Here is a 24,783-nt window from a genome sequence, read left to right as displayed (position 1 = left end):
ATGGACAACCAACAATCTTCAAGTTCTGAAATAAATAATAATTCAAATACTATTGATCTTAATGAAATTATGAGGCCATATTTAAGAAATTGGACATGGTTTGTCATGAGTTCAATTGTAGCTTTAGCAATAGGCTATTTTTTGCTAAAGTTTATGGTCTCAATATATAGCATAAATGCTACTGTACTTATTAAAGATGCTAAGGGTAGTACCTCTTCACCAATAGCTAATGAATTAGGTGTTCTTCCTGATTTATCCGGGTTTGGTGGATTAAAAACGAATAGTATAGCCAATGAAATAGAAATTCTGAAATCTAAAAAGTTAATGCGGGAAGTAGTTTTACAAAGAAACCTGCAAACAAGTATTTTTGCGAAAAACAAATTTATAAATGTTGAACTTTATAAAGAATCTTCACCAATAGAAATCAACGTAATTAACGAAAAGCCAGACGCCGGAATTGATATGTTGAATTTGAAAATTAATGGAAATAACTTAATAATAAATTCGGAAAAACTAAAAAAGGAAATCAATACTTCATTTGGAAGAACAATAGCACTTCCTTTTGCTAATATAATTATAACCAAAAACAAAAAATTCAATCCATTACTTTACAAAAACTTAGATTTTAATACTTTAGAATTGCATTTTTCATCAATGAATTCAAAAGTTAATGAGCTCCAATCATTGTTAGATGTAAGTTTAATTAATAAAGAATCAACTGTTCTTAGCTTATCAATGCAATATCCACAGACTGCAAAAGCAGAGGATATTATTAATAATTTAGTTATTGCTTATAATAATGATGCTATTATAGATAAAAATTTAGAATCCAGAAAAACCTTGGATTTTATTGAAGATAGGGTCAAAAAACTCTCAGTTGAGCTTGGGGAAGTAGAAAATCAAAAAGAAAGTTTTAAATCAAAAAACAATCTTACTGACATAGAAACAGAAGCAAAAATAAATCTTGAGAGCTCAGCTGCTGCAAGAGTAAAACAATTGGATATAGATGCTCAGTTGGAGCTTACAAACTCTCTGATAAATTTTGTATCCAATCAGGGACAGTATCAGGTATTACCTGCAAATGTAGGCTTAAATAACCCTGAAGCAACGGCTGGAATTTCAACATACAATCAACTGATATTACAAAGAAACAGATTTCTGGAAACTGCAACTCCCGAGAATCCTGCTGTTGTAGATTTGTCAAAACAGATCAATTCTATGCGTACTTCTGTAATGCAAAGCCTTCAAAGAAACAGAACGGGACTTGAACTGGCGAAAAATGAATATGTAGGAGAACAAAATAAGGTCTCAGGAAAAATTTCTAAGCTTCCCTCCATCGAAAAGATGTTTAGAAGTATTGAAAGACAACAGCAGATAAAAGAAAATTTATATTTACTACTTCTTCAAAAAAGAGAGGAAACAGCAATAGCACAATCTATCACGGCTCCTAAAGCAAGAATAATTGATAAAGCATTTGCATCCGAATTTCCTGTAGCACCGAAGAAAAGTAGAATTTTGCTAATAGCATTAGTTATAGGATTGTTGATACCATTTATAATTATTTATTTAAAAGAATTATTAAATAATAAGGTTAAAACTAAGCATGATCTAGAAAAGTTAATCCACGCACCTGTTATTGCTGAATTGCCAAGTCTTGAGAAGGGTGATTCTGAAATCGTGAAGGTAAATGATGTTACGCCAATGGCAGAAGCATTCAGAATTCTTATTACCAATATGAATTTTATGCTTTCAAAGGATAAAAAAGGAAAAGTGGTGTTTGTAACTTCTACAGTGAAAGGAGAAGGAAAAACGTTTACCTCTGTGAATTTAGCTTTAACATTGGCTAATCCTAAGAAAAAAGTCATTATTATCGGTTCAGATATTAGAAACCCGCAATTACAAAGATATAATCCTGCAAGGAAAGGGCTTGCCGGCCTTACGGAATATCTGTATTCTGACCAGACAAAATTAGAGAGTGTAATTCATGTTTCTTCATTCAACCCAAACTTGGATGTAATTTATTCAGGTATGATTCCGCCTAATCCTACGGAATTACTTTCCAACGGGCGCTATGAAGCACTTTTAGAAGAATTAAAGACAAGATACGACTACATCATCTTAGATACTGCACCATTACTTCTGGTAACGGATACATTCTTAATTGCAGAATTGGCAGATATTACAATCTATGTTGCAAGGTCTAAATACACAGAGAAATCATTGTTACAATTTGCAAATACAAATATTGATCAAAAGAAAATAACCAACGTTGGCTTCGTTCTGAATGATGTAAACAGAGAAAATTTAGGATACAGCAACAAATATGGTTATGGATACAATAGCCACCACGAACAAACATGGCTCCAAAAAATTAAAAATAAACTTAGTTAATGATGAAAACTTATAAAATAGCTGTTATTGGACAAGGCTATGTAGGTCTGCCTTTGTCTTTGGAATTTGCTGGCCATTACCCTGTTTTGGGATTTGATATTAATGCTCAAAGGGTTGATCAGCTTAATCAGGGACATGACATTACTCTTGAAGCGGATATAGAAAAACTAAATAACGGCTTAAAAAAATACAATGAAAGTAATGGAGCGATAGGATACAGAGCATCCAGCGAGTTGACTGATATCGCAGAATCCAATATTTACATTGTAACAGTTCCCACTCCTATTGATAAATACAATGCTCCGGATCTTAATCCCTTGATTTCTGCTTCAAAAATGTTAGGCGAAATTATTAAAAAAGGAGATATTGTTATTTATGAATCTACGGTTTTCCCTGGCTGTACGGAAGAAGAGTGTGTACCTGTCCTTGAAAAACATTCCGGGCTAAAGTATAACGAAGATTTCTTTGTAGGATATTCGCCGGAAAGAATCAATCCGGGAGATAAAGTAAATACTCTTACAAGCGTAAAAAAAGTAACATCTGGTTCTACTGAAGCAATTGCAGAGGAAGTGGATAATCTTTATAAAAAAATAATTACCGCAGGGACTCACAAAGCCCCAAGCCTAAAAGTAGCCGAAGCATCGAAGGCGATTGAAAATGCACAACGTGATGTTAACATTTCTTTCGTTAATGAATTAGCCTTGATTTTCGACAGAATCGGGATTGATACGAACGATGTTTTAGAAGCAGCAGGAACAAAATATAACTTCCTAAAATACAAACCGGGTCTGGTTGGAGGTCACTGTATCTCTGTAGATCCATATTATTTGGCTCATAAAGCAGAACAACTGGGCTATCATCCTGATGTGATTTTATCCGGACGACGTGTTAATGATTCGATTGCAAAGTTTGTTGCGTCTAAAGTAGTAAAGCTTCTTATTGCAAAAGGTGGAATAATTAAAGATTCCGAAGCTTTGATTTTAGGGGTTACTTTCAAAGAAAATTGCCCCGATGTAAGAAATACCAAAGTTATAGATATTTATAAAGAGCTTAAAGATTATGGAGTAAATGTAGATATTTATGATCCTTGGGCGAGTAAAGAAGAGGTAAAGCACGAATACGGAGTAGATATTCTTGATACCTTAATTGAAGGGAAAAAATATGATTCGATAATTATTGCTGTTTCCCACAACGAATTCCTTCAGATGAATCTTAATCACCTGAAGAATGATAACGCCGTAGTTTTTGATACTAAGGCTTGTCTGGACAGAGATTTGGTAGACGCAAGATTATAGAATTGATTATGGACTATGACATCATAATTGTTGGGGCTGGTTTGGTTGGATTAGCTACAGCTTATCAGACAAAGCTTAAAAATCCTGATTCTAAGATCTTAGTTTTAGAAAAAGAAAATGATGTGTCATTACATCAGTCAGGACACAACAGTGGGGTGATTCATAGTGGAATTTATTATAAACCAGGTAGTTTAAAAGCAAAAAACTGTATAGAAGGATACAATTCCGTTATTAATTTTGCCAAAGAATATGGAATCCGATACGATCTTTGCGGAAAAATAATTGTAGCAACCTCGCAGGAAGAGCTGCCACTTTTAGATAATATTTATAAAAGAGGCGTTGAAAATGGACTTCAGAATCTGAAGTATCTTTCGAGAGAGGAGTTTCGTGAAATCGAACCGCACTGTGAAGGGGTAAGAGCCATAAAAGTTCCTCAGACAGGGATTATAGATTATCAGGGAATTGCCAAAAAAATTAAAGAGCTTTTTGAAGAATTAGGTGGAGAGGTTAAATTTAATAATGAAGTAAAAAATATTATTAATAATCAGTCTGAAATTATTGTTACAACTGATTCTGCCGAATTTAAGACAAAGAAATTAATTTCCTGTGCAGGATTATATTCTGATAAGATTACAAAAATGACCAATGATAAGAATGATGTCATTATCATTCCCTTCAGAGGTGAATATTATAAAATTAAGGATGAAAGAAAACATTTGGTGAAGCATCTTATTTACCCTGTTCCAGACCCTAATTTTCCATTTTTGGGAGTACACTTTACAAGAATGATAGACGGGAATATTGAAGCAGGACCTAATGCTGTTCTGGCCTTCAAGAAAGAAGGGTATAAGTTTTTTGACTTTGATTTTAATGAAACAATGCAAACTTTGACATGGCCGGGTTTCAGAAAAATTGTTGCAAAATATGGTAAGACAGGATTGGGGGAAGTTCATCGTTCACTTTCAAAAGCGGCATTTACAAAAGCATTGCAAAAACTTTTACCGGAAATCCAGGAAGATGATCTTGTGACTGGCGGTTCAGGGGTAAGAGCTCAAGCCTGTGATAGAAACGGTATCTTGATTGATGATTTTGATATTGTAAAAAATGGAAATATTATTCATGTAAGAAATGCACCTTCACCTGCTGCTACATCTTGTCTGTCTATAGGAAATAAAATAAGTGAATTGATAGAAAATTAATAAAAAACACTAGGATAAAAAAAAACATATTTGTATGAAAGTTCAAATGGTTGACTTACAAAGTCAGTACCAAAAAATAAAAAAAGAAATTGATGCCGGAATTCAGGAATGTATTGATAATACTGCCTTTATAAACGGTCCTGCAGTAAAGGAATTTCAACAAAATTTCGAAAAATATTTAGATGTAAAGCATGTCATTCCTTGTGCAAACGGAACTGATGCGTTGCAAATTGCAATGATGGCTCTTGATTTAAAGCCCGGAGATGAGGTTATTTGTCCGGCTTTCACTTATGTTGCTACGGCTGAAGTGATTGGGCTTTTAGGGCTAAAGCCAATCATGGTGGATGTAGACGAAAACACTTTCGATATTGAGCTTAAAGATTTAGAAAAATACATTACCTCAAATACAAAAGCAATAGTCCCGGTACATCTGTACGGACAAAGTGCAGACATGGAAAAAATTCTTGAGTTTGCAAAAAAGCATAATTTGTTCGTCATTGAGGATAACGCTCAGGCAATTGGTTCGGATTATACATTTTCAGACGGAAGTGTAAAGAAAACAGGAACAATCGGGCATATCGGATGTACTTCATTTTTCCCATCAAAAAATCTAGGATGTTATGGTGATGGAGGCGCTTTGATGACCAATGATGATGACTTGGCATTTAAGATTAGAATGATTGCTAATCATGGTCAGGAAAAAAAATATTATCATAAAGTATTGGGATGCAATTCCAGATTAGATACCATTCAGGCTGCGGTTTTGAAAGTTAAATTAAAAAATCTTGACAATTATTCGGCAGCAAGGAACAGGATGGCTTCCTATTATGATGAAAACCTTAATGATATAGCTGAAATTCAGATCCCGGAAAGGGCAAAAAATTCAACTCATGTTTTTCATCAATATACCTTAAAAGTAAAAAACGGGAAAAGAGATCAATTACAAAAATATCTAGCAGAAAAGAATATTCCAAGTATGGTTTATTATCCGCTTCCGTTGTATAAACAGGAAGCTTTTGAGCAATATGTAGAAAAAGATTTTGCATTGCCAATTACTGAAAAACTTTGTTCGGAAGTAATTTCTCTTCCTATCCATACAGAATTCAATCAGGAAGTTTCAGATTATGTTATCTCTGAAATTAAAAACTTTTTTAACTAAACATCAACAATAAACGAAAAAAATATGTCGGATTTCTTTGCACACGAAACAGCAGTGATTGATCCAGGCTGTGAAATAGGAGCCGGAACTAAAATTTGGCACTTTTCACACATTATGCCGGATTGCATTTTAGGAGAAAAATGTAACATCGGACAAAATGTTGTCATCTCACCTAAAGTTGTTTTAGGAAAAAATGTAAAAGTCCAGAATAATGTTTCGATATATGAAGGGGTAACTTGTGATGATGATGTCTTTCTTGGTCCTTCAATGGTTTTTACCAATGTAATAAACCCAAGAAGTGCTGTTAACAGAAAAAATGAATACCTTACAACTCATGTAGGTCAAGGAGCCTCTATCGGTGCTAATGCTACCATTGTTTGTGGTCATAATATTGGTAAATATGCCTTTATTGGAGCCGGTGCTGTTGTTACGAAAGAAGTACCGGATTATGCATTAGTTGTTGGAAATCCAGCCAGACAAATGGGGTGGATGAGTGAGTTTGGACATCGTCTTAATTTTGATGGAGAAGGTATTGCTGTTTGTGAAGAAAGCGGTGAAAAATATAAATTGGAAAATAATAAAGTTTCAAAAATTTAAAATACAAATGTCTGAAAAAATAAAATTTGCGGTTGTCGGGTGTGGCCATATTGGTAAAAGGCATGCTGAAATGATAACCAGAAATGAAGAGTGTGAATTGGTAGCTTTGATTGATGTTGCGGAAAAATCCTCTTTGAATATTGACAATTATAATGTTCCTTTTTTTAAATCATTAGATGATTTTTTAAATTCAGGACTGGAGGTTGATGTTATTAATATAGCATCACCAAACGGTTTTCATTTCGAACAAGCCTATAAAGCGATTGATGCAGGAAAGCACGTAGTTGTTGAAAAACCTATGGCTCTCAATAAGCAGCATGCTGAAAAACTTATTTTTCAGGCACTGCACAAGCATAAACAAGTTTTTGCAGTGATGCAAAATAGATATTCTCCACCTTCTGTTTGGATAAAAGAAATGATTGAGAGTGGAAAACTGGGAAAAATCTATATGGTTCAACTCAATTGTTATTGGAATAGAGATAACAGGTACTATAAGCCAGAATCATGGCACGGGAAAAAAGAACTTGATGGAGGTACGCTTTTTACTCAGTTTTCTCATTTTATTGATATTATGTACTGGCTTTTTGGAGATATTACTAATATTCAGGCAAAATTTGAAGATTTCAATCATAAAGATCTTACAGATTTTGAAGATTCTGGTTTTGTGAATTTTGATTTTGTAAATGGTGGAATGGGTTCTTTAAACTATTCAACATCGGTTTGGAATCAAAATCTTGAAAGTTCTATGACTATCATTGCAGAGAACGGAGCTGTGAAAATTGGTGGTCAGTATATGGATAAAGTGGAAGCTTGCAATGTAAAAGATTATGTAATGCCTGAATTAGCTCCTACAAACCCAGGTAATGATTATGGGGCATATAAAGGATCTGCAGCCAACCATCACTATATTATAGAAAATGTAGTGGATGTATTGAAGGGTAGAAATTCTATTACTACCAATGCTTTGGAGGGACTGAAGGTGGTGGATATAATCGAGAGGATTTATGCTAAAAAAAATAATTGATTCATTAGCCTCAAAAGACGAAAACAATAGTTTTTTTAAAAATATCCTTGTTCTTTTACTAGGAACGGGAATGGCACAGGCATTACCCATTCTTTTTAGTCCGGTTTTATCAAGACTATATGGGCCTGATGCTTTTGGACAGTTAAGTTTATTAACATCTTTAGTTACATTACTTTCTGTATTTTCAACCGGAAGATATGATTTATCTATTGTTCAGGCAAAAAGTAATTACAAGGCAAAATCATTGTTAAGAATTTCGAATTATCTTAATATAGCTTTCTTTTTTTTATTAAGCATAGTTGCTATTTTATACAGTCTGCAAAACTTTTTTAAACTACAGATACTGGAAAGCTTAGGTAAAGCAATTTTTGTTATTCCAGTCATGGTATTTGGTTATTCTATGATCAGCATTTTTAATAACTGGTATAACAGAAGCAGCAGTTATAAAAAAATGAGTAGTCTGAAAATAATAGTTAGTATCACTACATTAGGAGCTTCACTGTTACTCGGCTTTTTTTGGAAAGATATTAATGGATTAATGTATGGCTATTTCTTTAGCCTACTTATTGTAGGGATATTATTAACACAGAAACATTATACCTTCTTATTTGGAAAAAGGCATAAAAACAGAATGAAGAGGATTTCCAAAGAATATATAGGCTATCCAAAATTTTTACTGTTTGCCACTTTATTGTCTGAATTATCATTATCGTTGCCTATTTTTCTTCTTGCTAATTATTTTGGAGATCATATAACCGGTTATTTTGCTTTTGCATATAGAGTTACTACTTTGCCTATTATGATGTTAGGGAATGCAATTGGTGATGTATACAGGCAAAAAGCAGCCGAATATTATAGGGAACACGGTGAATGTAAAGCACTTTTTATCAGTAGTGTAAAGAGATTAGCTTTAGTTGGTGTTTTACCTTTATTAATTTTAATTTTATTTTCGAAATTACTTTTTACATTTTTCTTTGGTGCACAATGGGAAGTTTCAGGGACAATATCTAAATATTTTGCGGTTATGATTTTTTTTCAGGTAATTTCTACTCCTTTGGCATATACCATCACATTTAATGGAAGCCAAAACTTAGATATGTTTTTACAGATATTTAGATTTGTTTTTTCTTTTGTTTCTATTTATATCGGGGCTATGCAAAAAGATTATATGTTAGCAATAAAGCTATATGTGATAGGTTTTTCGTTATTTTATATTCTACATTCAGTAGTTCAGTATAGAGCAGCAGCAGGCAAAATTAAATTAAGAAGATGATATCAAAAGAAACTATAATAAAAGATTTAAAAGATTTAGGCCTTCAGGAAGGAGACTGTGTTTTTCTTAATTCAGATTTACTTAGAGTAGGATATCTAAATAAAACCAAGAAAAAAACTCTGGAAGATTGGATTGATATTTTCAAAGAAGTGTTGGGAGATAAAGGAACTCTAGTACTTCCTTCTTATACCGCAACTTTTTTTATTTGGAAGAAAAATAGAAATGTAATATTCGATAGGAATTTTCCAACTTATGCAGGTGCTTTTCCCAACTTTTTGATTGGGAAAGAAGAGGCTTATAGGAGTACACATCCTACACATTCATGTATTGCTATAGGGTTTGAAGCTAAAGATATAACAAGTAAGCATACCGAAGAAAATCTATCATATTCAATTTTAGGTGAAATAGTGAAAAGAAATGGCAAATTTTTATTATTAGGAACAATAGATAAAAACAATGCTCCACAAGGTATGCACTATGCACAAGAACTTTTAGGATACACTAAAAAGTCACCTTATAAGTATCTCTTACAAACTTTTTACAGAAAAAAAAATAAAGTATCTTTGTTTACAAAAAAAGATATTGGAGGTTGTTCTCGTGGAGGTTACAATTTATATGGTGAGTTGGTAGTGAATAATAAAATAAATTTTGGTAAGGTAGGGAATGCTGAATCAGCATTAATGAAAGCAAAAGAATCAACCGAATTAATTAAGAAGAAATTACAGGATAAACCAACTATTACGCAATGTGATCATAAAGACTGTATAGATTGTTATGGAAGTTTCTATATGAATGGTTTAAAAATATTTCCTTTTTATATAAAATTAATTTTCTCAAAAATAATGACAAATGGGAAGTGAAATTCTTGGTATTGAATATGTTTTTCCTGACAAGAAGGTAACCAATGAAGATCTTTCTTCTCAGTTTCCGGATTATGACTTTAGTAAATTTCAAAAGAAAGTTGGAATTTCAGAAAGATATGTAGTAGAAGAAGAAACAGCGTTAGATTTAGCAATAAAAGCTTGTGAGAAGTTATTTCAAAGATTTGATAAAAACAAGATAGATTTTATCCTTTATTGCAGCCAAAGCCCTGAGTATTTTTTACCATCTACTGCTTGTATCTTACAAGATAGAATTGGTCTGAGCAAAAATACAGGTGCCTTTGACTTTAATTTGGGATGTTCAGGATATACTTATGGTATTAGTATTGCAAAATCTTTAATAGAATCCAGGCAATGTAAAAATGTATTGCTGGTTACATCTGAAACGTATAGCAGATATATCAATGAAAAGGATATGTCAAACAAAGCTATTTTCGGGGATGCCGCATCGGCTACTCTAATTGGAGATAGTTCCGAAAGTAAAATATTTGATTTTTTATTTGGTACAGATGGGTCAGGTTATAAAAAATTAATAGTCAGAAACGGTGCATCCAAAAATAATTATGATGCTAATGCCGAAGAGAAAATATATGGTTCGGGAAACAGCTACACTGATAATAATTTATTTATGGACGGTCCTGAAATTTTTAACTTTACTTTAGAATCTATTCCCGGCTTCGTAGAAGAGGTTTTAGAAAAGAATAAATTAGAGAAACAAGATATAGATCAGTTTATATATCACCAGGCTAACGCCTTTTTATTAGATACATTAAGGAAAAGAAGTAAAATAGAAAAGGATAATTTTTTTATTAATATGCATGGAGGAAATACCGTTTCCAGTACTATTCCGATTGCATTAAAAGAATATTCTCAAACAATTAAAAATAAACAAAAGATTGCTTTGATCGGCTTTGGGGTAGGTTTATCATGGAGTGGTGGCATCGTAGAAATTAATAAGAAACTATAAATACAAAATAATGACAAAACAAGAATTTTTAGCTGAATTAAAGGAAAATTTAGAAATCGAGTCTGAATTCAATTTCGATACAAAACTACAAGAGCTCGAGGAGTGGGATTCTATGACTGCAATGGTTTTGATAGGTTATGTTTCTGAAAATTTCGATACTGTGCTAACATCTGATGATATAGAATCTTTTAATACTGTAAATGATATCATTGAAAAAATAGGATTGGCCAAATTCTCTTAGATCATGCATCAACATTTTGAAAATATTCAACTCGAAGCAATTGGTTCTGTAGTTCCAAATAATGCTGTCTCCAATGATTTTTTTAGCGAACTTTTGTCAGCTAAAGAGCTAAGTTTTTTTGAAAAAACAGTTGGTATTAAAAATAGATATTGGGCAGATAAAAATGTTACTGCAAGTGATTTGGGAGTAGAGGCGTTTAAAGTTTTGGAAGATAATCTTATAGGTTTTGATAAAAATTGCGTAGATGTCATTATATTTTTGAGCCAAACACCTGATTATTTAATTCCATTTACTTCTAATATTTTACAAAATAAATTGGGATTAAGAAAAGATATCTTATGCATTGACATCAACGCGGGATGTGCAGGCTTCATACAAGGGTTAAGTACTGCATATTCACTGGCATCTACTTTAAAAGAAGGTAAAAAAGTACTTCTAATCATTGCTGAAACTTTGTCAAAAATAATCTCCATAAAGGATAGAACTACCTCTATGCTTTTTGGTGATGGTGCATCTGCAATGCTAATTTCCAAAACAGAAATCTCTAACCCTACAGATTTTAACTTTTTTAGTGATGGTGAAAATTTTGATTCCATTATAATTCCTGACGGGGGATACAGAAACATGACATGTCATAAGAGCTTAGAAGAGTATACAACATCAGAAGGGGCCATAAAAACTAGGATGAACTTAGAAATGAATGGGAAAAAAGTATTTGATTTTACACTTAGAGAAGTTGCTCCTAGTATAAATCAATTAATAGACTCTTCCTCCATTGAAAGAGAATCAATAGACAATTATCTGTTTCACCAGTCAAACCTTTTTATTATTAAGCAGATCACTAATCTTTTAGAAATAGATAAACTAAAAGTATTAACCAATATTGAAGAATTTGGTAATACCAGTGGTGTTTCAATACCACTACTTATTACAGGGAATAGTGAAAAACTCTCACTAAACGGAAAGAGTTTAATGGCCGGATACGGTTCGGGTTTAAATTGGGGGAATTGCTATATAGATTTGTCTTTAACAAAGATTTTCAAAACAAAATATGTATAATATATGGACGCTATTGTAATACCGGAACATTATTGTTCGCGTGAAATATTAGACAAAGAAATAAAAAATGTTTTTCGTAAAGTTTGGAGTTTTGTTTGTCTGAAAAATGAGCTTAGCAATGATAATGACTTTGTAACTAAGAATATTGGAAATATATCAATAGTTGTTCAAAATATAAGGGGAGAAATAAAGGCTTTCCTTAATGTCTGCTCTCACCGACATTCAAGAATACAGTGTGAGCAAAAAGGGAATAGACCATTAATTTGTCCATACCATGGTTGGAGCTATAATAAAGAGGGAATTCCTACAGGGATTCCTAAAAAACCTTATTTTGATTTTCAAAAAGATGATCTGGAAAAACTTAAGCTGAAAGAAATTAAAATAGAATTTTGTGGCCAATTTGTTTTCATAAATTCTAATGATGATTCTGAAGATTTGAAAGAGTATTTGGGTGACTTTTATGAAGAACTTGAAAAAATGTCAAATAACATGGGTCAGGAAGTTGATGTTAATGAAATGAAAATTAACGCAAATTGGAAAATTTTGGTTGAGAATACTCTTGAAAGCTACCACGTTGCACTTATTCATACCGATACTTTTCTAAGACTGGGTACACAAGGAATAGATTTTTCTTTTTCAGGAAGTAATTCAGTATGGACAACACCATTAGCAAAATCAGAGGACGAAGGAAAAAATAGCATTATTCATAAACCCTTTCAAGATAGAGAATACAAAATAGACGGCTATAAACACTATATTATTTTCCCTAATCTATTAGTATCAACAACTTACGGAATAAGTTTTAATATATCTCTGATAGATCCTATTGATGAAAATTCTTCTCTGTTTATAAGTAGAGTTTTTATCACAAAAACGAATACAAATGTTGAGAATACCCCTTTAGTAGAGGCTTATAATAAAAGCCTTGTTCAGTTCAACCGTGATGTATTTTCGGAGGATAAGGAAATTTGTGAAGCTGTTCAGCTTGGTGTTCAGAGCTCTCCATATTCAGGACAGCTAAGTAAAGAAGAAAAGAGGGTTTGGCACTTCCAGAACTCGGTAATGAGTCTTCTTAATGATAAAAATTAATACAATGAAAAACATTATAATATCGGGTGCGACTTCAGGTATAGGCTTAGGGCTCTGTATAGACTTATTGCATAAAGGAGATTATAAAATAATTGCGATAGGAAGAGATTTTACAAATCTGAAAGACGCAATTAGTAAAGAACAATTGGAAGACGGAAATCTAGAGTTGTTAGCTTTAGACCTTGCAGATCCTAAGGCAATTGAAGAACATCTGCAGAACGCAATTCATAAAATAGGTAAAATAGACTATTTTGTGAATTGTGCTGGGATAGAAGATACGAACGCTATGATTTCTTATAGCTATGAGAAGTTGAGAAATTTCTTTGATGTTAATTTCTTTGCTGCTTTTGAAATTATGAGAATTTTCTCGAAGAAAAAAAATAGTAACGATGGAGGATCTATTGTTTTATTATCTTCTGTTATGGGACAATTGGGACAATATGGAAAGACAGCTTATTGTTCTTCAAAATCAGCGATCTTGGGGTTAGTGAGAGCGGGTGCATTAGATTTGTCTAAAAGAAAGATAAGGGTAAATGCGGTTTCACCAGGAGTGGTAGAGACACCAATGACACAAAAACTTTTTCAATCACTTTCTGTTGAAAATATTGCATCTATAGAAAAAATGCATCCTTTGGGACTTGGAAGAGTAGAGGATATTGTAAGAACAATAAATTTTTTATTATCGGAAGATTCCCGATGGATAACAGGTCAAAATATTGTTATTGATGGAGGATACAGTATTCAATAAACCTATAAGTACAGAGGTAATTCAATATGTCTTTGATTTTATTTTTTCATTTACTGTTTTTAAAGGGAAAGAGTATGAAATAAAAATTATGGAAGATCAAAAATTATTGCAATTTACCTTAAACAAAAGGAATATTTACTTTGCACTTCCTGGTTGGAATACAGTCGAGGAAATTTTAAAAGGGAATTTTCTTTTAAAACATGTGAAATCAAAGGAGTTTAATTATGATTTTCCTATTTTCTTTGAAAAAGAAATCGAAAACTTTTTTGAAGTCCGCGATGAAGAGAAAAATATATATATAAACTTCGATTTCTTGTCGGTGCTCATTATTATGCTCACTCGTTATGAGGAAGTATATTATAAAGATCAGCTCGACTCTCATGATCGCTTTGATGTTCAACATAGTCTATCGAGTAAATATAATTTTGTACAAATTCCTATATGTGACGAATACGTTTACTATTTATACAATATACTTTTTGATACAAAAATAATTGATCAGGATTGGAATGAAAAACAAAATTATAATTTTATTCCTTCGCATGATATTGACTACTCATTTGTAAAAGACGATTTTAAATATTTCCTCAAAAATACAGTTCGTAAATTTATAGATGATAAAAAGATATTTAATTTTATAAGATTATGCTACAAAATAATACTTTCTTTATTCTATTCTAAAAAAGATGTATGTTTAGAAAGTGTCAGACAACTGGTGGAGCAAGGACATAAATATAAGCTCTCTTCTGAGTTCTATTTCATGTCTGCAAAAAAATCTGTACTCGATGCCGGATATGATCCAAAAGAAGAGGATCTAAAACGGATTTATGCTGAAATATATGATACCCCTATGATCATTGGATTGCATTCAGGTTATAGTACATATAATAATCTGCAGCTACAGCGTGAAGAAAAGTATAAACTTGAAGGTGCTGTACAAGATAAAATAAGATACAACAGACAGCATTTTCTAAGGCTTAATATTCCTAAAACTCTGCAACAGCTAGTATCATTAGATTTTTTTGTAGATTCTTCATTGGGATATGCTGAAGTAGAGGGATTTAGATGTGGTACTTCTAAAGATTTTTATTATTTTGATTTAGAAAATAATATCAAAACTTCTCTGATCTTAAGACCTTTGGTTGTTATGGATATTACATTAATTGATTATAGGAAATATTCTATGGAGGAGAGTTACAACCTAATAAAAGAACTCAATCAGAAATGTAAATTTTTTGGAGGTAATTTTACTTTTTTATGGCACAATACAACTTCCATTTTCCATAAAGATTGGTTTCATAATGTATATATTAAATTTTTAAATGAAAATGAGCATGTTTTATCCACTTAAAATAATTTCCGTTACAACAGAGAGTATAGATTCAAAGGTATTCGAATGTGATATTCGCAAAGTGGAAAGCTCTGTTTTTAAAATTATTCCGGGTCAATATATTAATATAAGAGTTATAATAAACAATGAAGAATATATTAGAAGTTATTCCATATGCTCCCTACCAGATAGAATATCTATAAAATTTGGTATCAAACGACAAGAGGAAGGGAAAGTATCTAATTTTTTATTAGACAATCTAGTGAAAGATTCTATTATTGAGGTTAGCAGACCATATGGTCATTTTTGGCTGCAAGACGAAATTTACAAAGCTAAAGATATCGTTGCATTGGTTACAGGCAGTGGAATCACTCCTGTTTTTTCAATGTTGAAATATTTTCTGAAAAATTCTTCGAAAAAGAATACTTTTTCTTTAATATACGGAAATAAAACGAAAGCTCAGACTATGTTTTTACACCAATTAAAAGATATTGAAGAGAAATATACAAATGTTAGACTATATTTTAATTACACTCAGGAAAAAGATGAATCTCCTGAACGTATAGGAAAGGATTTAATTAATTCTATTCTATTACAGAATAATATTAACATACAGGATACCTATTTTTTGTTATGTGGAAAAGAGGAATTTATTACGAGTTCTAAAAATATACTACAAGGATTGGATGTTCCGAAAGAAAGGCTTAAATTCGAGATTTTTGAGACAAGTTCTTTGGTTAATGATGGTAATGAAGAAGTAGAAAGGTCAAAGGGGATTTTGGAGATAGACGTTGAAGATAAATTGTATTCTTTTGAATACGATGAAACAGAGAAAAGTATTTTAGAAATTGCAGCAGAAAATGGATTAGAATTGCCCTATTCCTGTAAAAAGGGCATATGTTCTACATGTGTTGGACAGTTGGTAGAAGGAGAGATAAGAATGAAAAAAAATCTGGCTCTTACAGAAGAAGAAGTGGGGGAAGGATATATCTTATGCTGCCAGTCTGTATTGATGGGTAATTATATAAAAGTCAGACTAGATTATTTATGATATATGTATAAATTCCAAAATAATTAGACAATCATAGACCTAAAAAGATTTAGATAAAATATTTTCCTCATTTATGAATATAAATCATATGTTACCAATAAAGCAACAGTCACAATGCAAAGAGCATGGTTTAAACAAGATGTCACCAATATTTAGTGATTATGACTACAAACTTATAAATACTTAATCAGATCATGCACAGCAAACTTGTGACATTTTTTTTTAATTTAATTTTTTTTGTTTATACTCCAATTACTGTTTTAGTATCTATGGAGGTGATAGGAGAATTGCCGTTTGGATGGATATTCTTGTCCTGTAGTTTGTCTCTCCCGTTTTTGATTTTCATAAATAATGATGTAAAAGGAATTGCCTTAGGTAAGCCTATCCTTTTTTTTTACCTTTTTTTGTTTTTGTTCAGTGTTACCTTAGTAAATAATTATACATCTTCAAATAGCGAACTAGTAAAAGGACATGTATCAAATATTATTGTTTTATTGACTTTATATATCTTGGCTCTGAAGATTGACTTTTCCAATACACTGTTTAAGAAAGTTGGAGTGGCTGCGTTTCTGGTTTCTACCTTATTTATTCTTTACAACAGAAATTTCATAATGAATTTTTGGGATTTTCTTTTGGTAAGTTTGAATTATCAAGGTATAGGCATGTGTTATTTTATACTCTCACTGCCCATATTTATGCTGGAAAACCGGATTTTAAAAAATATTTGTTTTGTGTTAAGTATGGTGTGCCTGAATATAATTGGCGCCAGGACCGAAATGATTTCACTTTTATTTATCATTGTAATTTTTGAAATCTTTTCTCGTCCAAGACAAATAAGAGTAATCTTATTAATTGTATTGACTCTATTGTTCTTAATTTTTTTACTGATCGGAAAAGATATTTTGAATTTTATAGGTTTAGAAAAAGTAACTGTACTATTTAATTTGGAAAAAGATGAATCATGGATTGAAAGAAAGGAATTTCTTAATGAAGGTTTAAATACCATTAAAAATAATATTATTTTTGGTAAATATGGTAATTATGAGGAAGGAAAATATATACATAATATCCTATCGGCTTGGGTTGATCTGGGACTTTTTGGCTTCTTAGTTCTCTTTTTATCTTTAACTTTTATTCTTTTTGAGGCATTAAAAATTATTTATGTAGAACATGCTCAAAAAAAAGATGTTCTTTTTCTGGGATTTGCACTAACTATATTTATTGTAGCCGTATTTTCAAAACAATATACATACCCCTTAATAGGATTTTGTGTGGGAATGTATAATCACTTTTCTAATAAAAGATATAATATACTGTTAAACAAAAATTGATGAAAAAAGGATTGTTCTTATTTGCTGATTATTTTGACTCAACTACGACTAATATAAGAGTTTTGAAGGCTTCGAAAGATATATTTGAAGAAATCAAATTTCTTTATTGGGCTCGCTTGGGACAGGAAAGAAATCCTCCAAAAGAAGACATGTATAAAGATCTGAAATTTGATGCTTTTAAAGAAACAGCAAGTCCCAGAAGCTTATCGACACTTTTATTGTTTGTGAAATTTCAATGGTGGTTATTTAGAAAATTGTTGGAAAATAAATCCAATTTTTTAGTTGCATTTACATTTTACACAATATTTCCCGCACTTATCTATAAATATTGTGCTAATTGGAAATGTAAAGTTATATATGATCCAAGAGATTATGCTGCAGATAGTTATAGAGTAAATAAAATTATTAATTTTATTATTCGGTTTATAGATAATTTGTTTATAAAATTTTCTGATTTTGTAATTTTTCCGGATAGGCAGTATTTTATATATTATGGGCTATTTAAATTAAAAAATGACAAGTTTTTAGTCCTTCCAAACTCAACTGAAGATAGTTTTAAAACACTTGTACAAAATGATATTTATTTGAAATATAATCTACCCAAAGATAAATTTATAATTCCTGTAATCGGTTATTTTTCTGAAACTCGAGGAGAGAAAATACTTTTTGATCTTATAAGGCAGAATGATCCCAGACTATTGTTTGTTTTTGCAGGAGATATAAGAGATGAAAATCATTTGAATTTTTTTAAAAAGCACAATAACGTCATGTATTTAAAAAAGATTCCTTATCTTGATGCTTTAACAATAATGAAAGAAGCATTGCTTGTACCCCAATTATATGATCCGAAACTTAAGAATAATGTATATGCATTACCTACAAAATATTATGATTGTCTCATGGTGGGCACACCGGTAGTAGTAAGTTTGGGGCAAAAGGATGTAGCACAGGAAATAGTTTCCAATAATTTTGGATGGGCCATAGATTATTATGATGTACCAGCATTAATGGAAATTATAAATAAATGTATAGATAATATAGAAACAATAGATAAGCAAAAATTAAGAACGTTTTTCTTAGAGAATTATGATTATAATATTCACAAATCTAAATTAAGAGAGGCTTATTTAAAATTATTATAAGATGCGTTTTAACATAATTTTATTATTAGGGTTTTTTTTGTCCATATGCCATAAAGGGAAAACCTTTCATGAAGTTAACGGTTTTAATCAAGTCACAAGATCATCACAATGGAAGAATGTAGATGAAATGTTTTTATATTGTAATGCAAACAATATAGATTTAATAATTGATAAAGATATTTATATTAATAAAAGAATTAAATGCAAAGTTAATGTTTTAGGAGAAGCAAGAATTATTATAGATACTAAATTCAAAGATGCCGGTATTGATTTTGTCAGAGATGATGAAGGCAGAAAAATTAATTACAACAAAAAAATTGAGAAGTTTCAAAAATTATCATTTGTTAAAGACAAGCATGTTTATTTTATTAATTCTTCACAAATTCTGACCAATAGAAAAGACAATGCACCTTATCTTAAGAATGAATTTCTTTTACAAAGTCAAGATGTTTCAAATCTTACCAGCTATGCCTATGAGGGAAACATAAATATAATTGAATTCAAATTAAGTGATGAAAGAATTGCTAAAAATCTAAATGTTGTTATTGTTGGAGATGAAATGAGTAATGATGATGGACTCGCATTTATAAGGAATTATAGAGACAATATGAAATTTCTTTTTCTTCAGATTAGAAATCAAACAAAATTCAAGCTATCTGTGGGATTTGAAAATGCCACAAACTATAATACTGTTATGGAAAATCCTGTTATAAATGGCTTTTACAAAGCAGGAAGTGGATATGGAATTGCCAATTATTCATCGCGTGAATTTAGAATCACAGGAGGAAGAATCACAAATTGCCGTCACGCATACACAGGAAGAAATACATTTAATGTAACAATTAAGAATGGGTATTTTTCTGATGGAATAGATGATCATTGGACTGATAATTTTGTAGCAGATGCTGTCACTATATCTGCTGCCGAAGGAGGGGCTGCATTTCAATTTGCAGGAAATAACATTACAATTAACAAACCTATTGTCGTAGGAACAGCTAGAATTTTATTGGGGATTAGAGAGGATACACCTTTTTTAGGAGGTAAGGTAAAAATAATAGAACCCTCCTTTACGAGTGAATTATCATCAGATATCTATATTTTTGCAGGTACTACTCCAAATGCGAATTTTGAAAATTCTCCCGAACAGGAAATTAAGATGCCCGATATTTTGGAGATATCTTCTCCCAAAATAAAATCTAATGCATCAAAAATTTTTATAATCTATCAACCAGAAATAAGAAAGAAATTTATATCTTATCCTGAAATCAGGCTTACAGGTACGATAATTATTGATACAAATAAGAATCCTGATGTTTTTGGTGTGCTAACGATTAAGAATTCTATCTTTCAGTTAAATAAAATGAACATTAATGTAGATTCATTCAACTTAAAAAAAGTCGGTGCTATGAATGCTACATTAATCTATTGTGTAGAAAGTGATGGAAATAATAAGTTAGCATCAAATGTTTTGATTAATAATACAAGAGGTTGGGATAACATTAAAATCGTAGGGAAAAGCGTGGAAAATTTGAAAATAACAAACTCTTTTTTCCCAAAATTATTATTAGAAAAAAACTCTTTGAATGATATGAAGTCTTCATTTGACAAAACAGCATTTGGGAATTATGATGAAATTAGCAAAAAATAAATTATAAAACATAAATGAATAATAGAGCCTATCAAATCTGTACAAAAACCATTATGGACACTACAGATCCGAATATCATCTTTAATGATAAAGGTGAAAGTGATTATTATACAAATTTTAAAGAAAATATAGAACCCAATTGGCACACGGATGAGCGAGGATATGAAGAATTAATGAAGATCGCTGATAAAATAAAAAAAACTTCAAAAAATAAAGATTTTGATTGTATTATTGGTTTAAGTGGAGGGTTAGACAGTTCTTATGCTGCCTATGTAGCTAAAGAAATTATGGGAATTCGTCCTCTTATTTTCCACGTAGATGCAGGATGGAATACAGATAAAGCAGTTGGAAATATTGAAAAGTTAATCAATGGGCTTAATTTAGATTTATTTACAGAAGTAATCAACTGGGAAGAAATGAAAGACCTTCAGGTTGCATTTCTCAAATCTCAGATTGCCGATCAGGATCTACCACAGGATTATGCTTTTTTCTCAGGACTTTATAAATTTGCTAAGAAGCATAAGATAAATTACGTTCTTACGGGCGGAAATTTCTCCACAGAATGCTGTAGAGAGCCGGAAGAATGGGGTGGCTTTCCAGGAATTGATACCACTTTAGTAAAAGATATACACTCCAAATTTGGGAAAAAGCCTCTTAAAACTTTTCCTTTGGTGGATATTCTTTCCTATAAAATATATTACAAATATGTCTATGGAATGGAAGTATTTAAGCCATTAAATCTAGTTCCATATAATAAAAAAGAAGCGGAAGATCTTTTGACAGAAAAATTTGGATGGGAGCCCTTTCAGCACAAACATCATGAATCCAGATTTACAAGATTCTATGAAGATTACTGGCTGCCGAGAAAATTTGGATATCAGAAAAGAAAAGCACACTTTTCGTCATTAATCCTTACCGGGCAGATGACCAGAGAAGAGGCTTTAGACAGAGTTTCAAGACCAGAGCTGTCAGAAGAATTTTTACAGAAAGAGTTTGAATATGTAGCTAATAAACTAGATCTTACAAAAGAAGAACTACAACATATTTTTGAGGGTGAAAACAAAACCTATAAAGATTATAAAAACAAAATGGGAATTATAAAGCTTGGCGCACAGGCTATGCAGAAGCTAGGTTTAGAAAAAAGATTATTCAGATGATAACAATTATTGATTATGGTGTTGGAAATATAAATGCTTTTGTTAATGTTTACAAAAGAGTTGATGTTCCCGTAAAAATTGCAAAAACAAAAGAAGATTTACAGGATGCACAAAAATTAATTCTTCCGGGAGTTGGTCATTTCGACCATGCCATGACCCAACTGAATAACTCAGGAATGAGAGATAAACTCGATGAATTGGTATTAAATCAAAAAATTCCTGTTATAGGAATTTGTGTAGGCATGCAAATGATGGCCAATAATAGTGATGAAGGTAAATTGGAAGGACTAAAATGGATAGATGCCACTGTAAAAAAATTTGATGAAACGAAAATCAATCAGGTAACCAGACTTCCACACATGGGATGGAACGACGTGAAACCTATAAAAGATATGGAGCTGTTTACAGGTTTGGAAAATGATTCTATATTCTACTTCCTACACACTTATTATTTTCAATGCAATAATCAGGAAGATATCATGGCTGTTACAGATTATGGAGGAGAATTTGCCTCAGCAGCTCATCATGAAAATAAATACGGAATACAATTCCATCCTGAAAAAAGTCATCATTATGGCGAAATATTGTTACATAATTTTGCTAAACTTTAATACGCTTAAACACAAATGCTAAGACCTAGAATTATACCTAGCCTTCTGATACAAGACAACGGACTCGTAAAAACTGTCAATTTTAAAAATCCCAAATACGTGGGAGATCCAATTAATGCAGTAAGAATCTTCAACGAAAAAGAAGTGGATGAGCTGGCGATCTTCGACATAGATGCAACCGCTAGAAATCTGGAGCCGAATTATAGTCTTATTGAAAGAATTGCTAACCAGTCAAGAATGCCGCTTTGCTACGGAGGAGGAGTAAAAACGGTAGAGCAGGCACAAAAAATTTTCGGACTGGGTATCGAAAAAATAGCACTCTCTTCTGCTGTACTGCAAAACCCGCAATTGATCACACAGATTGCAGATAGAGTAGGGTCACAAAGTGTAATAGTTGTATTAGATGTCAAAAAGAAACTTTTTGGAGGTTATGAGGTCTTTACACATAATGGGAAAAAATCTACTGGGATCAATCCGTTCAAATTTGCAGAAGAAGCCCAAAAGCTAGGTGCCGGGGAAATTATTGTCAATTCTATTGACCAGGATGGAGTAATGAAAGGCTATGACATGGGGTTAATTGATAATGTAAGAGAAAAAATCTCTCTGCCGCTCACTGTTTTAGGTGGGGCAGGATCATTAAACGATATAAAAAAAGTAATAGACAAGCACGGAATTATTGGAGTTGCAGCAGGTAGTTTGTTTGTATTTAAAGGTGTATACAAAGCTGTTTTAATAAACTACCCCTCTTTTGAAGAAAAAGAAGGCTTAAGGCAAAAATAATATGTGTGGTATTTCAGGGATAATTTATAAAAAAGGAACTATTGTATCCCAAGAGTTTCTAAAAAAAATGACAGATAAAATGTCGCACAGAGGGCCGGATGCAGAGGGTTTTTATATAAATAATAATTTGGGATTGGGTCACAGGCGACTCTCTATCATTGATATCAGTGAATCTGCAAACCAACCCTTTTTTTTAGAAGACAAGCAGGTTTTAGTATTTAATGGTGCTATTTATAATTATATTGAATTAAAAGAAGAGCTTGAAAAAAACGGGTATTCCTTTAAAACCGCTTCGGATACAGAAGTTTTACTCGCCTCTTATGACTATTGGGGAGAAGACTGCGTTAAGAAATTCAATGGTATGTGGGCCTTTGCCATCTTCGATATTAAAAATAATAAATTATTCTGTTCCAGGGATAGGTTTGGTATCAAACCCTTTTACTACTATACAGATGAGACTAAATTTGTATTTGCATCAGAAATAAAACCTATTTTAGAAATAGAAAAGATTGAAGAAGTAAATATTCAAGTATTATTACAGTATTTGACGGTAAATAAATCTGAGCAGTGTGATGAAACCTTTTTCACAGGAATAATAAAGCTCCCGGGTGCACACAATCTTGTGTATTGCCTCACAAGCAATAAATTTAAGATATATAGATATTATAATGTTGAATTCAAAAAAGAAATTAATAATTTGACTCTCAATGAATCAATAAATATTTTTGAGAAAGAATTTGAAAAATCTATAAAACTAAGACTCAGATCGGATGTTAAAATGGGAACAGCACTGAGCGGAGGCTTGGATAGTGCATATGTTGCTTCTATTATAAACAAGGCTATGAATGCATCGCAGAAAAAACTAGATCTTGTGGCAATTACAGTCGGAGCTATAGATAAGGAAATTGATGAGAGCGAGCTTTCAGATATTACGACTCATTCTTTAGGTATAAAACACGATATTGTTGTTCCGGAAACTGATGAATTTAAAGATACTTTCGAAGAAGTAATCTTAAAACATGAGGAGCCTTTTGGAGGAATCTCAATCTATATGCAGAAATTCTTAATGAAAGAAGCCAATAAATTAGGTGTTAAAGTACTTTTGGACGGTCAAGGTGCAGATGAAATTTTATTAGGATACAATAAATATGTTATAGCTTATCTGAAAAACCAAAATATATTCAGAAAATTACGACTTCTATCCAAAATAAAAAATCACTACAGCATTTCAGTACTAAAGTTTTTTCAATTGTATCTATTTTTTTCTTCTTTTTATGTAAGAAAAATTTGGATGAGAAAGAATGGCTCTTTTTTAAAAACAAAATATGCTAAAGATTTTGAGTTTAACATAGCTTTTAAAAAATCTTATGGAGATATATTTAGTCTTCAAAAAGATGAAATTTTAAGAGATCAATTACCGGAACTTTTAAAGTGGGAAGATAAAAACTCCATGAGTTATTCAATAGAATCCCGATTGCCTTTTCTAGATTATAATTTGGTTGAAGTATGTTTATCTATAAATAATGAATATAAGATAAAAAATGGATGGTCAAAATATATACTAAGGAAAAATTTAGAAAAATATTTACCAAATAAAATTACTTACAATAAAAAAAAGATAGGCTTTGATGCACCAGTAGACCATTGGTGGCCGAGATCTGAAAAAATTCTAGAAACCATCAATAATTCAAAAATCATACAGGAAATCTCAAAAAAGAAATTTACCTTTATAGCAGATCGTGAACTGGAATGGCGTCTCTACAACATTGCAGTCTGGGAAAAGCTTTATAACATGAAATTAAGAAATTAA

The 24,783-nt window shown here is 31.6% G+C and carries 22 protein-coding genes; all 22 read left to right on the top strand.

Features of this window, described 5'->3' with window-relative positions:
- The 22 genes from ATE47_RS11390 (at nt 1) to asnB (ending at nt 24,783) form a co-directional block, all read left to right on the top strand.
- Nucleotides 1–2,391: a GumC family protein gene (locus ATE47_RS11390; RefSeq protein ID WP_062162087.1), complete on the top strand. Its 2,391-nt coding sequence runs from the start codon at nt 1–3 to the stop codon at nt 2,389–2,391.
- Nucleotides 2,391–3,686, top strand: a complete 1,296-nt coding sequence (locus tag ATE47_RS11385; protein WP_062162086.1) for a nucleotide sugar dehydrogenase — start codon at nt 2,391–2,393, stop codon at nt 3,684–3,686. The genes ATE47_RS11390 and ATE47_RS11385 overlap by 1 nt, the downstream gene beginning before the upstream one ends.
- A gap of 8 nt (nt 3,687–3,694) precedes the next feature.
- Nucleotides 3,695–4,885, top strand: coding sequence for an L-2-hydroxyglutarate oxidase (gene lhgO / locus ATE47_RS11380; protein ID WP_062162085.1), 1,191 nt, complete (start codon nt 3,695–3,697; stop codon nt 4,883–4,885).
- 34 nt (nt 4,886–4,919) lie between these two features.
- Entirely contained in the window at nt 4,920–6,044 is a 1,125-nt protein-coding gene (locus ATE47_RS11375; RefSeq protein WP_062162084.1) for a DegT/DnrJ/EryC1/StrS family aminotransferase, read from the top strand.
- A gap of 24 nt (nt 6,045–6,068) precedes the next feature.
- Complete coding sequence (locus ATE47_RS11370; RefSeq protein ID WP_062162083.1) at nt 6,069–6,641, top strand: acyltransferase; 573 nt, start codon at nt 6,069–6,071, stop codon at nt 6,639–6,641.
- Nucleotides 6,642–6,648: 7 nt separating this feature from the next.
- The gene (locus ATE47_RS11365; protein ID WP_062163528.1) at nt 6,649–7,665 is read left to right on the top strand and encodes a Gfo/Idh/MocA family protein; all 1,017 of its coding nucleotides are present in this window, start codon (nt 6,649–6,651) and stop codon (nt 7,663–7,665) included.
- Nucleotides 7,646–8,938 (top strand): lipopolysaccharide biosynthesis protein, encoded by a 1,293-nt coding sequence (locus ATE47_RS11360; RefSeq protein WP_062162082.1) that lies wholly within the window; start codon nt 7,646–7,648, stop codon nt 8,936–8,938. Before ATE47_RS11365 ends, ATE47_RS11360 begins: the two co-directional genes overlap by 20 nt.
- Nucleotides 8,935–9,798, top strand: coding sequence for an AAC(3) family N-acetyltransferase (locus ATE47_RS11355; RefSeq protein ID WP_062162081.1), 864 nt, complete (start codon nt 8,935–8,937; stop codon nt 9,796–9,798). The genes ATE47_RS11360 and ATE47_RS11355 overlap by 4 nt, the downstream gene beginning before the upstream one ends.
- A complete protein-coding gene (locus tag ATE47_RS11350) occupies nt 9,788–10,786 on the top strand; it encodes a 3-oxoacyl-ACP synthase III family protein (RefSeq protein ID WP_062162080.1) in 999 nt (332 codons plus the stop codon). The genes ATE47_RS11355 and ATE47_RS11350 overlap by 11 nt, the downstream gene beginning before the upstream one ends.
- A 10-nt stretch (nt 10,787–10,796) precedes the next feature.
- Complete coding sequence (locus ATE47_RS11345; protein ID WP_062162079.1) at nt 10,797–11,027, top strand: acyl carrier protein; 231 nt, start codon at nt 10,797–10,799, stop codon at nt 11,025–11,027.
- A 3-nt stretch (nt 11,028–11,030) separates the two neighbouring features.
- Nucleotides 11,031–12,086, top strand: a complete 1,056-nt coding sequence (locus ATE47_RS11340; RefSeq protein WP_062162078.1) for a 3-oxoacyl-ACP synthase III family protein — start codon at nt 11,031–11,033, stop codon at nt 12,084–12,086.
- A gap of 3 nt (nt 12,087–12,089) precedes the next feature.
- A complete protein-coding gene (locus tag ATE47_RS11335; protein ID WP_062162077.1) occupies nt 12,090–13,175 on the top strand; it encodes an aromatic ring-hydroxylating oxygenase subunit alpha in 1,086 nt (361 codons plus the stop codon).
- Between the two features lie 4 nt (nt 13,176–13,179).
- On the top strand, nt 13,180–13,923 hold the full coding sequence (locus ATE47_RS11330) for an SDR family NAD(P)-dependent oxidoreductase (protein WP_185097088.1): 744 nt from the start codon (nt 13,180–13,182) through the stop codon (nt 13,921–13,923).
- On the top strand, nt 13,901–15,274 hold the full coding sequence (locus ATE47_RS11325; RefSeq protein ID WP_062162075.1) for a DUF7033 domain-containing protein: 1,374 nt from the start codon (nt 13,901–13,903) through the stop codon (nt 15,272–15,274). Before ATE47_RS11330 ends, ATE47_RS11325 begins: the two co-directional genes overlap by 23 nt.
- Nucleotides 15,258–16,304 carry a flavin reductase family protein gene (locus ATE47_RS11320; RefSeq protein ID WP_185097087.1) on the top strand — a complete coding sequence of 349 codons (1,047 nt, stop codon included), beginning with the start codon at nt 15,258–15,260 and terminating at the stop codon, nt 16,302–16,304. Before ATE47_RS11325 ends, ATE47_RS11320 begins: the two co-directional genes overlap by 17 nt.
- A gap of 194 nt (nt 16,305–16,498) precedes the next feature.
- On the top strand, nt 16,499–17,635 hold the full coding sequence (locus ATE47_RS11315) for an O-antigen ligase family protein (RefSeq protein WP_082632573.1): 1,137 nt from the start codon (nt 16,499–16,501) through the stop codon (nt 17,633–17,635).
- Nucleotides 17,635–18,777 (top strand): hypothetical protein, encoded by a 1,143-nt coding sequence (locus tag ATE47_RS11310; protein ID WP_062162072.1) that lies wholly within the window; start codon nt 17,635–17,637, stop codon nt 18,775–18,777. The genes ATE47_RS11315 and ATE47_RS11310 overlap by 1 nt, the downstream gene beginning before the upstream one ends.
- Before the next feature lies 1 nt (nt 18,778).
- Nucleotides 18,779–20,425, top strand: coding sequence for a hypothetical protein (locus ATE47_RS11305; RefSeq protein WP_062162071.1), 1,647 nt, complete (start codon nt 18,779–18,781; stop codon nt 20,423–20,425).
- A gap of 14 nt (nt 20,426–20,439) precedes the next feature.
- Nucleotides 20,440–21,582: an N-acetyl sugar amidotransferase gene (locus ATE47_RS11300; RefSeq protein WP_062162070.1), complete on the top strand. Its 1,143-nt coding sequence runs from the start codon at nt 20,440–20,442 to the stop codon at nt 21,580–21,582.
- Entirely contained in the window at nt 21,579–22,193 is a 615-nt protein-coding gene (gene hisH, locus ATE47_RS11295; protein WP_062162069.1) for an imidazole glycerol phosphate synthase subunit HisH, read from the top strand. The genes ATE47_RS11300 and hisH overlap by 4 nt, the downstream gene beginning before the upstream one ends.
- Nucleotides 22,194–22,208: 15 nt before the next feature.
- Nucleotides 22,209–22,973: an AglZ/HisF2 family acetamidino modification protein gene (locus ATE47_RS11290; RefSeq protein ID WP_062162068.1), complete on the top strand. Its 765-nt coding sequence runs from the start codon at nt 22,209–22,211 to the stop codon at nt 22,971–22,973.
- Between the two features lies 1 nt (nt 22,974).
- A complete protein-coding gene (gene asnB, locus ATE47_RS11285; RefSeq protein ID WP_062162067.1) occupies nt 22,975–24,783 on the top strand; it encodes an asparagine synthase (glutamine-hydrolyzing) in 1,809 nt (602 codons plus the stop codon).

The sequence above is a fragment of the Chryseobacterium sp. IHB B 17019 genome (assembly GCF_001456155.1).
Classification (GTDB): domain Bacteria; phylum Bacteroidota; class Bacteroidia; order Flavobacteriales; family Weeksellaceae; genus Chryseobacterium.
The sequence above is the reverse complement of the archived record's forward strand: the minus strand, read 5'-3'. Positions and strand labels throughout refer to the sequence as shown.

Excerpts from the sequence above, each read along its gene's own strand:
- ATE47_RS11390 (WP_062162087.1), top strand. The coding sequence starts at position 1 with ATGGACAACCAACAATCTTCAAGTTCTGAAATAAATAATAATTCAAAT.
- ATE47_RS11385 (WP_062162086.1), top strand. The coding sequence starts at position 2,391 with ATGATGAAAACTTATAAAATAGCTGTTATTGGACAAGGCTATGTAGGT.
- lhgO (WP_062162085.1), top strand. The coding sequence starts at position 3,695 with ATGGACTATGACATCATAATTGTTGGGGCTGGTTTGGTTGGATTAGCT.
- ATE47_RS11375 (WP_062162084.1), top strand. The coding sequence starts at position 4,920 with ATGAAAGTTCAAATGGTTGACTTACAAAGTCAGTACCAAAAAATAAAA.
- ATE47_RS11370 (WP_062162083.1), top strand. The coding sequence starts at position 6,069 with ATGTCGGATTTCTTTGCACACGAAACAGCAGTGATTGATCCAGGCTGT.
- ATE47_RS11365 (WP_062163528.1), top strand. The coding sequence starts at position 6,649 with ATGTCTGAAAAAATAAAATTTGCGGTTGTCGGGTGTGGCCATATTGGT.
- ATE47_RS11360 (WP_062162082.1), top strand. The coding sequence starts at position 7,646 with ATGCTAAAAAAAATAATTGATTCATTAGCCTCAAAAGACGAAAACAAT.
- ATE47_RS11355 (WP_062162081.1), top strand. The coding sequence starts at position 8,935 with ATGATATCAAAAGAAACTATAATAAAAGATTTAAAAGATTTAGGCCTT.
- ATE47_RS11350 (WP_062162080.1), top strand. The coding sequence starts at position 9,788 with ATGGGAAGTGAAATTCTTGGTATTGAATATGTTTTTCCTGACAAGAAG.
- ATE47_RS11345 (WP_062162079.1), top strand. The coding sequence starts at position 10,797 with ATGACAAAACAAGAATTTTTAGCTGAATTAAAGGAAAATTTAGAAATC.
- ATE47_RS11340 (WP_062162078.1), top strand. The coding sequence starts at position 11,031 with ATGCATCAACATTTTGAAAATATTCAACTCGAAGCAATTGGTTCTGTA.
- ATE47_RS11335 (WP_062162077.1), top strand. The coding sequence starts at position 12,090 with ATGGACGCTATTGTAATACCGGAACATTATTGTTCGCGTGAAATATTA.
- ATE47_RS11330 (WP_185097088.1), top strand. The coding sequence starts at position 13,180 with ATGAAAAACATTATAATATCGGGTGCGACTTCAGGTATAGGCTTAGGG.
- ATE47_RS11325 (WP_062162075.1), top strand. The coding sequence starts at position 13,901 with ATGGAGGATACAGTATTCAATAAACCTATAAGTACAGAGGTAATTCAA.
- ATE47_RS11320 (WP_185097087.1), top strand. The coding sequence starts at position 15,258 with ATGTTTTATCCACTTAAAATAATTTCCGTTACAACAGAGAGTATAGAT.
- ATE47_RS11315 (WP_082632573.1), top strand. The coding sequence starts at position 16,499 with ATGCACAGCAAACTTGTGACATTTTTTTTTAATTTAATTTTTTTTGTT.
- ATE47_RS11310 (WP_062162072.1), top strand. The coding sequence starts at position 17,635 with ATGAAAAAAGGATTGTTCTTATTTGCTGATTATTTTGACTCAACTACG.
- ATE47_RS11305 (WP_062162071.1), top strand. The coding sequence starts at position 18,779 with ATGCGTTTTAACATAATTTTATTATTAGGGTTTTTTTTGTCCATATGC.
- ATE47_RS11300 (WP_062162070.1), top strand. The coding sequence starts at position 20,440 with ATGAATAATAGAGCCTATCAAATCTGTACAAAAACCATTATGGACACT.
- hisH (WP_062162069.1), top strand. The coding sequence starts at position 21,579 with ATGATAACAATTATTGATTATGGTGTTGGAAATATAAATGCTTTTGTT.
- ATE47_RS11290 (WP_062162068.1), top strand. The coding sequence starts at position 22,209 with ATGCTAAGACCTAGAATTATACCTAGCCTTCTGATACAAGACAACGGA.
- asnB (WP_062162067.1), top strand. The coding sequence starts at position 22,975 with ATGTGTGGTATTTCAGGGATAATTTATAAAAAAGGAACTATTGTATCC.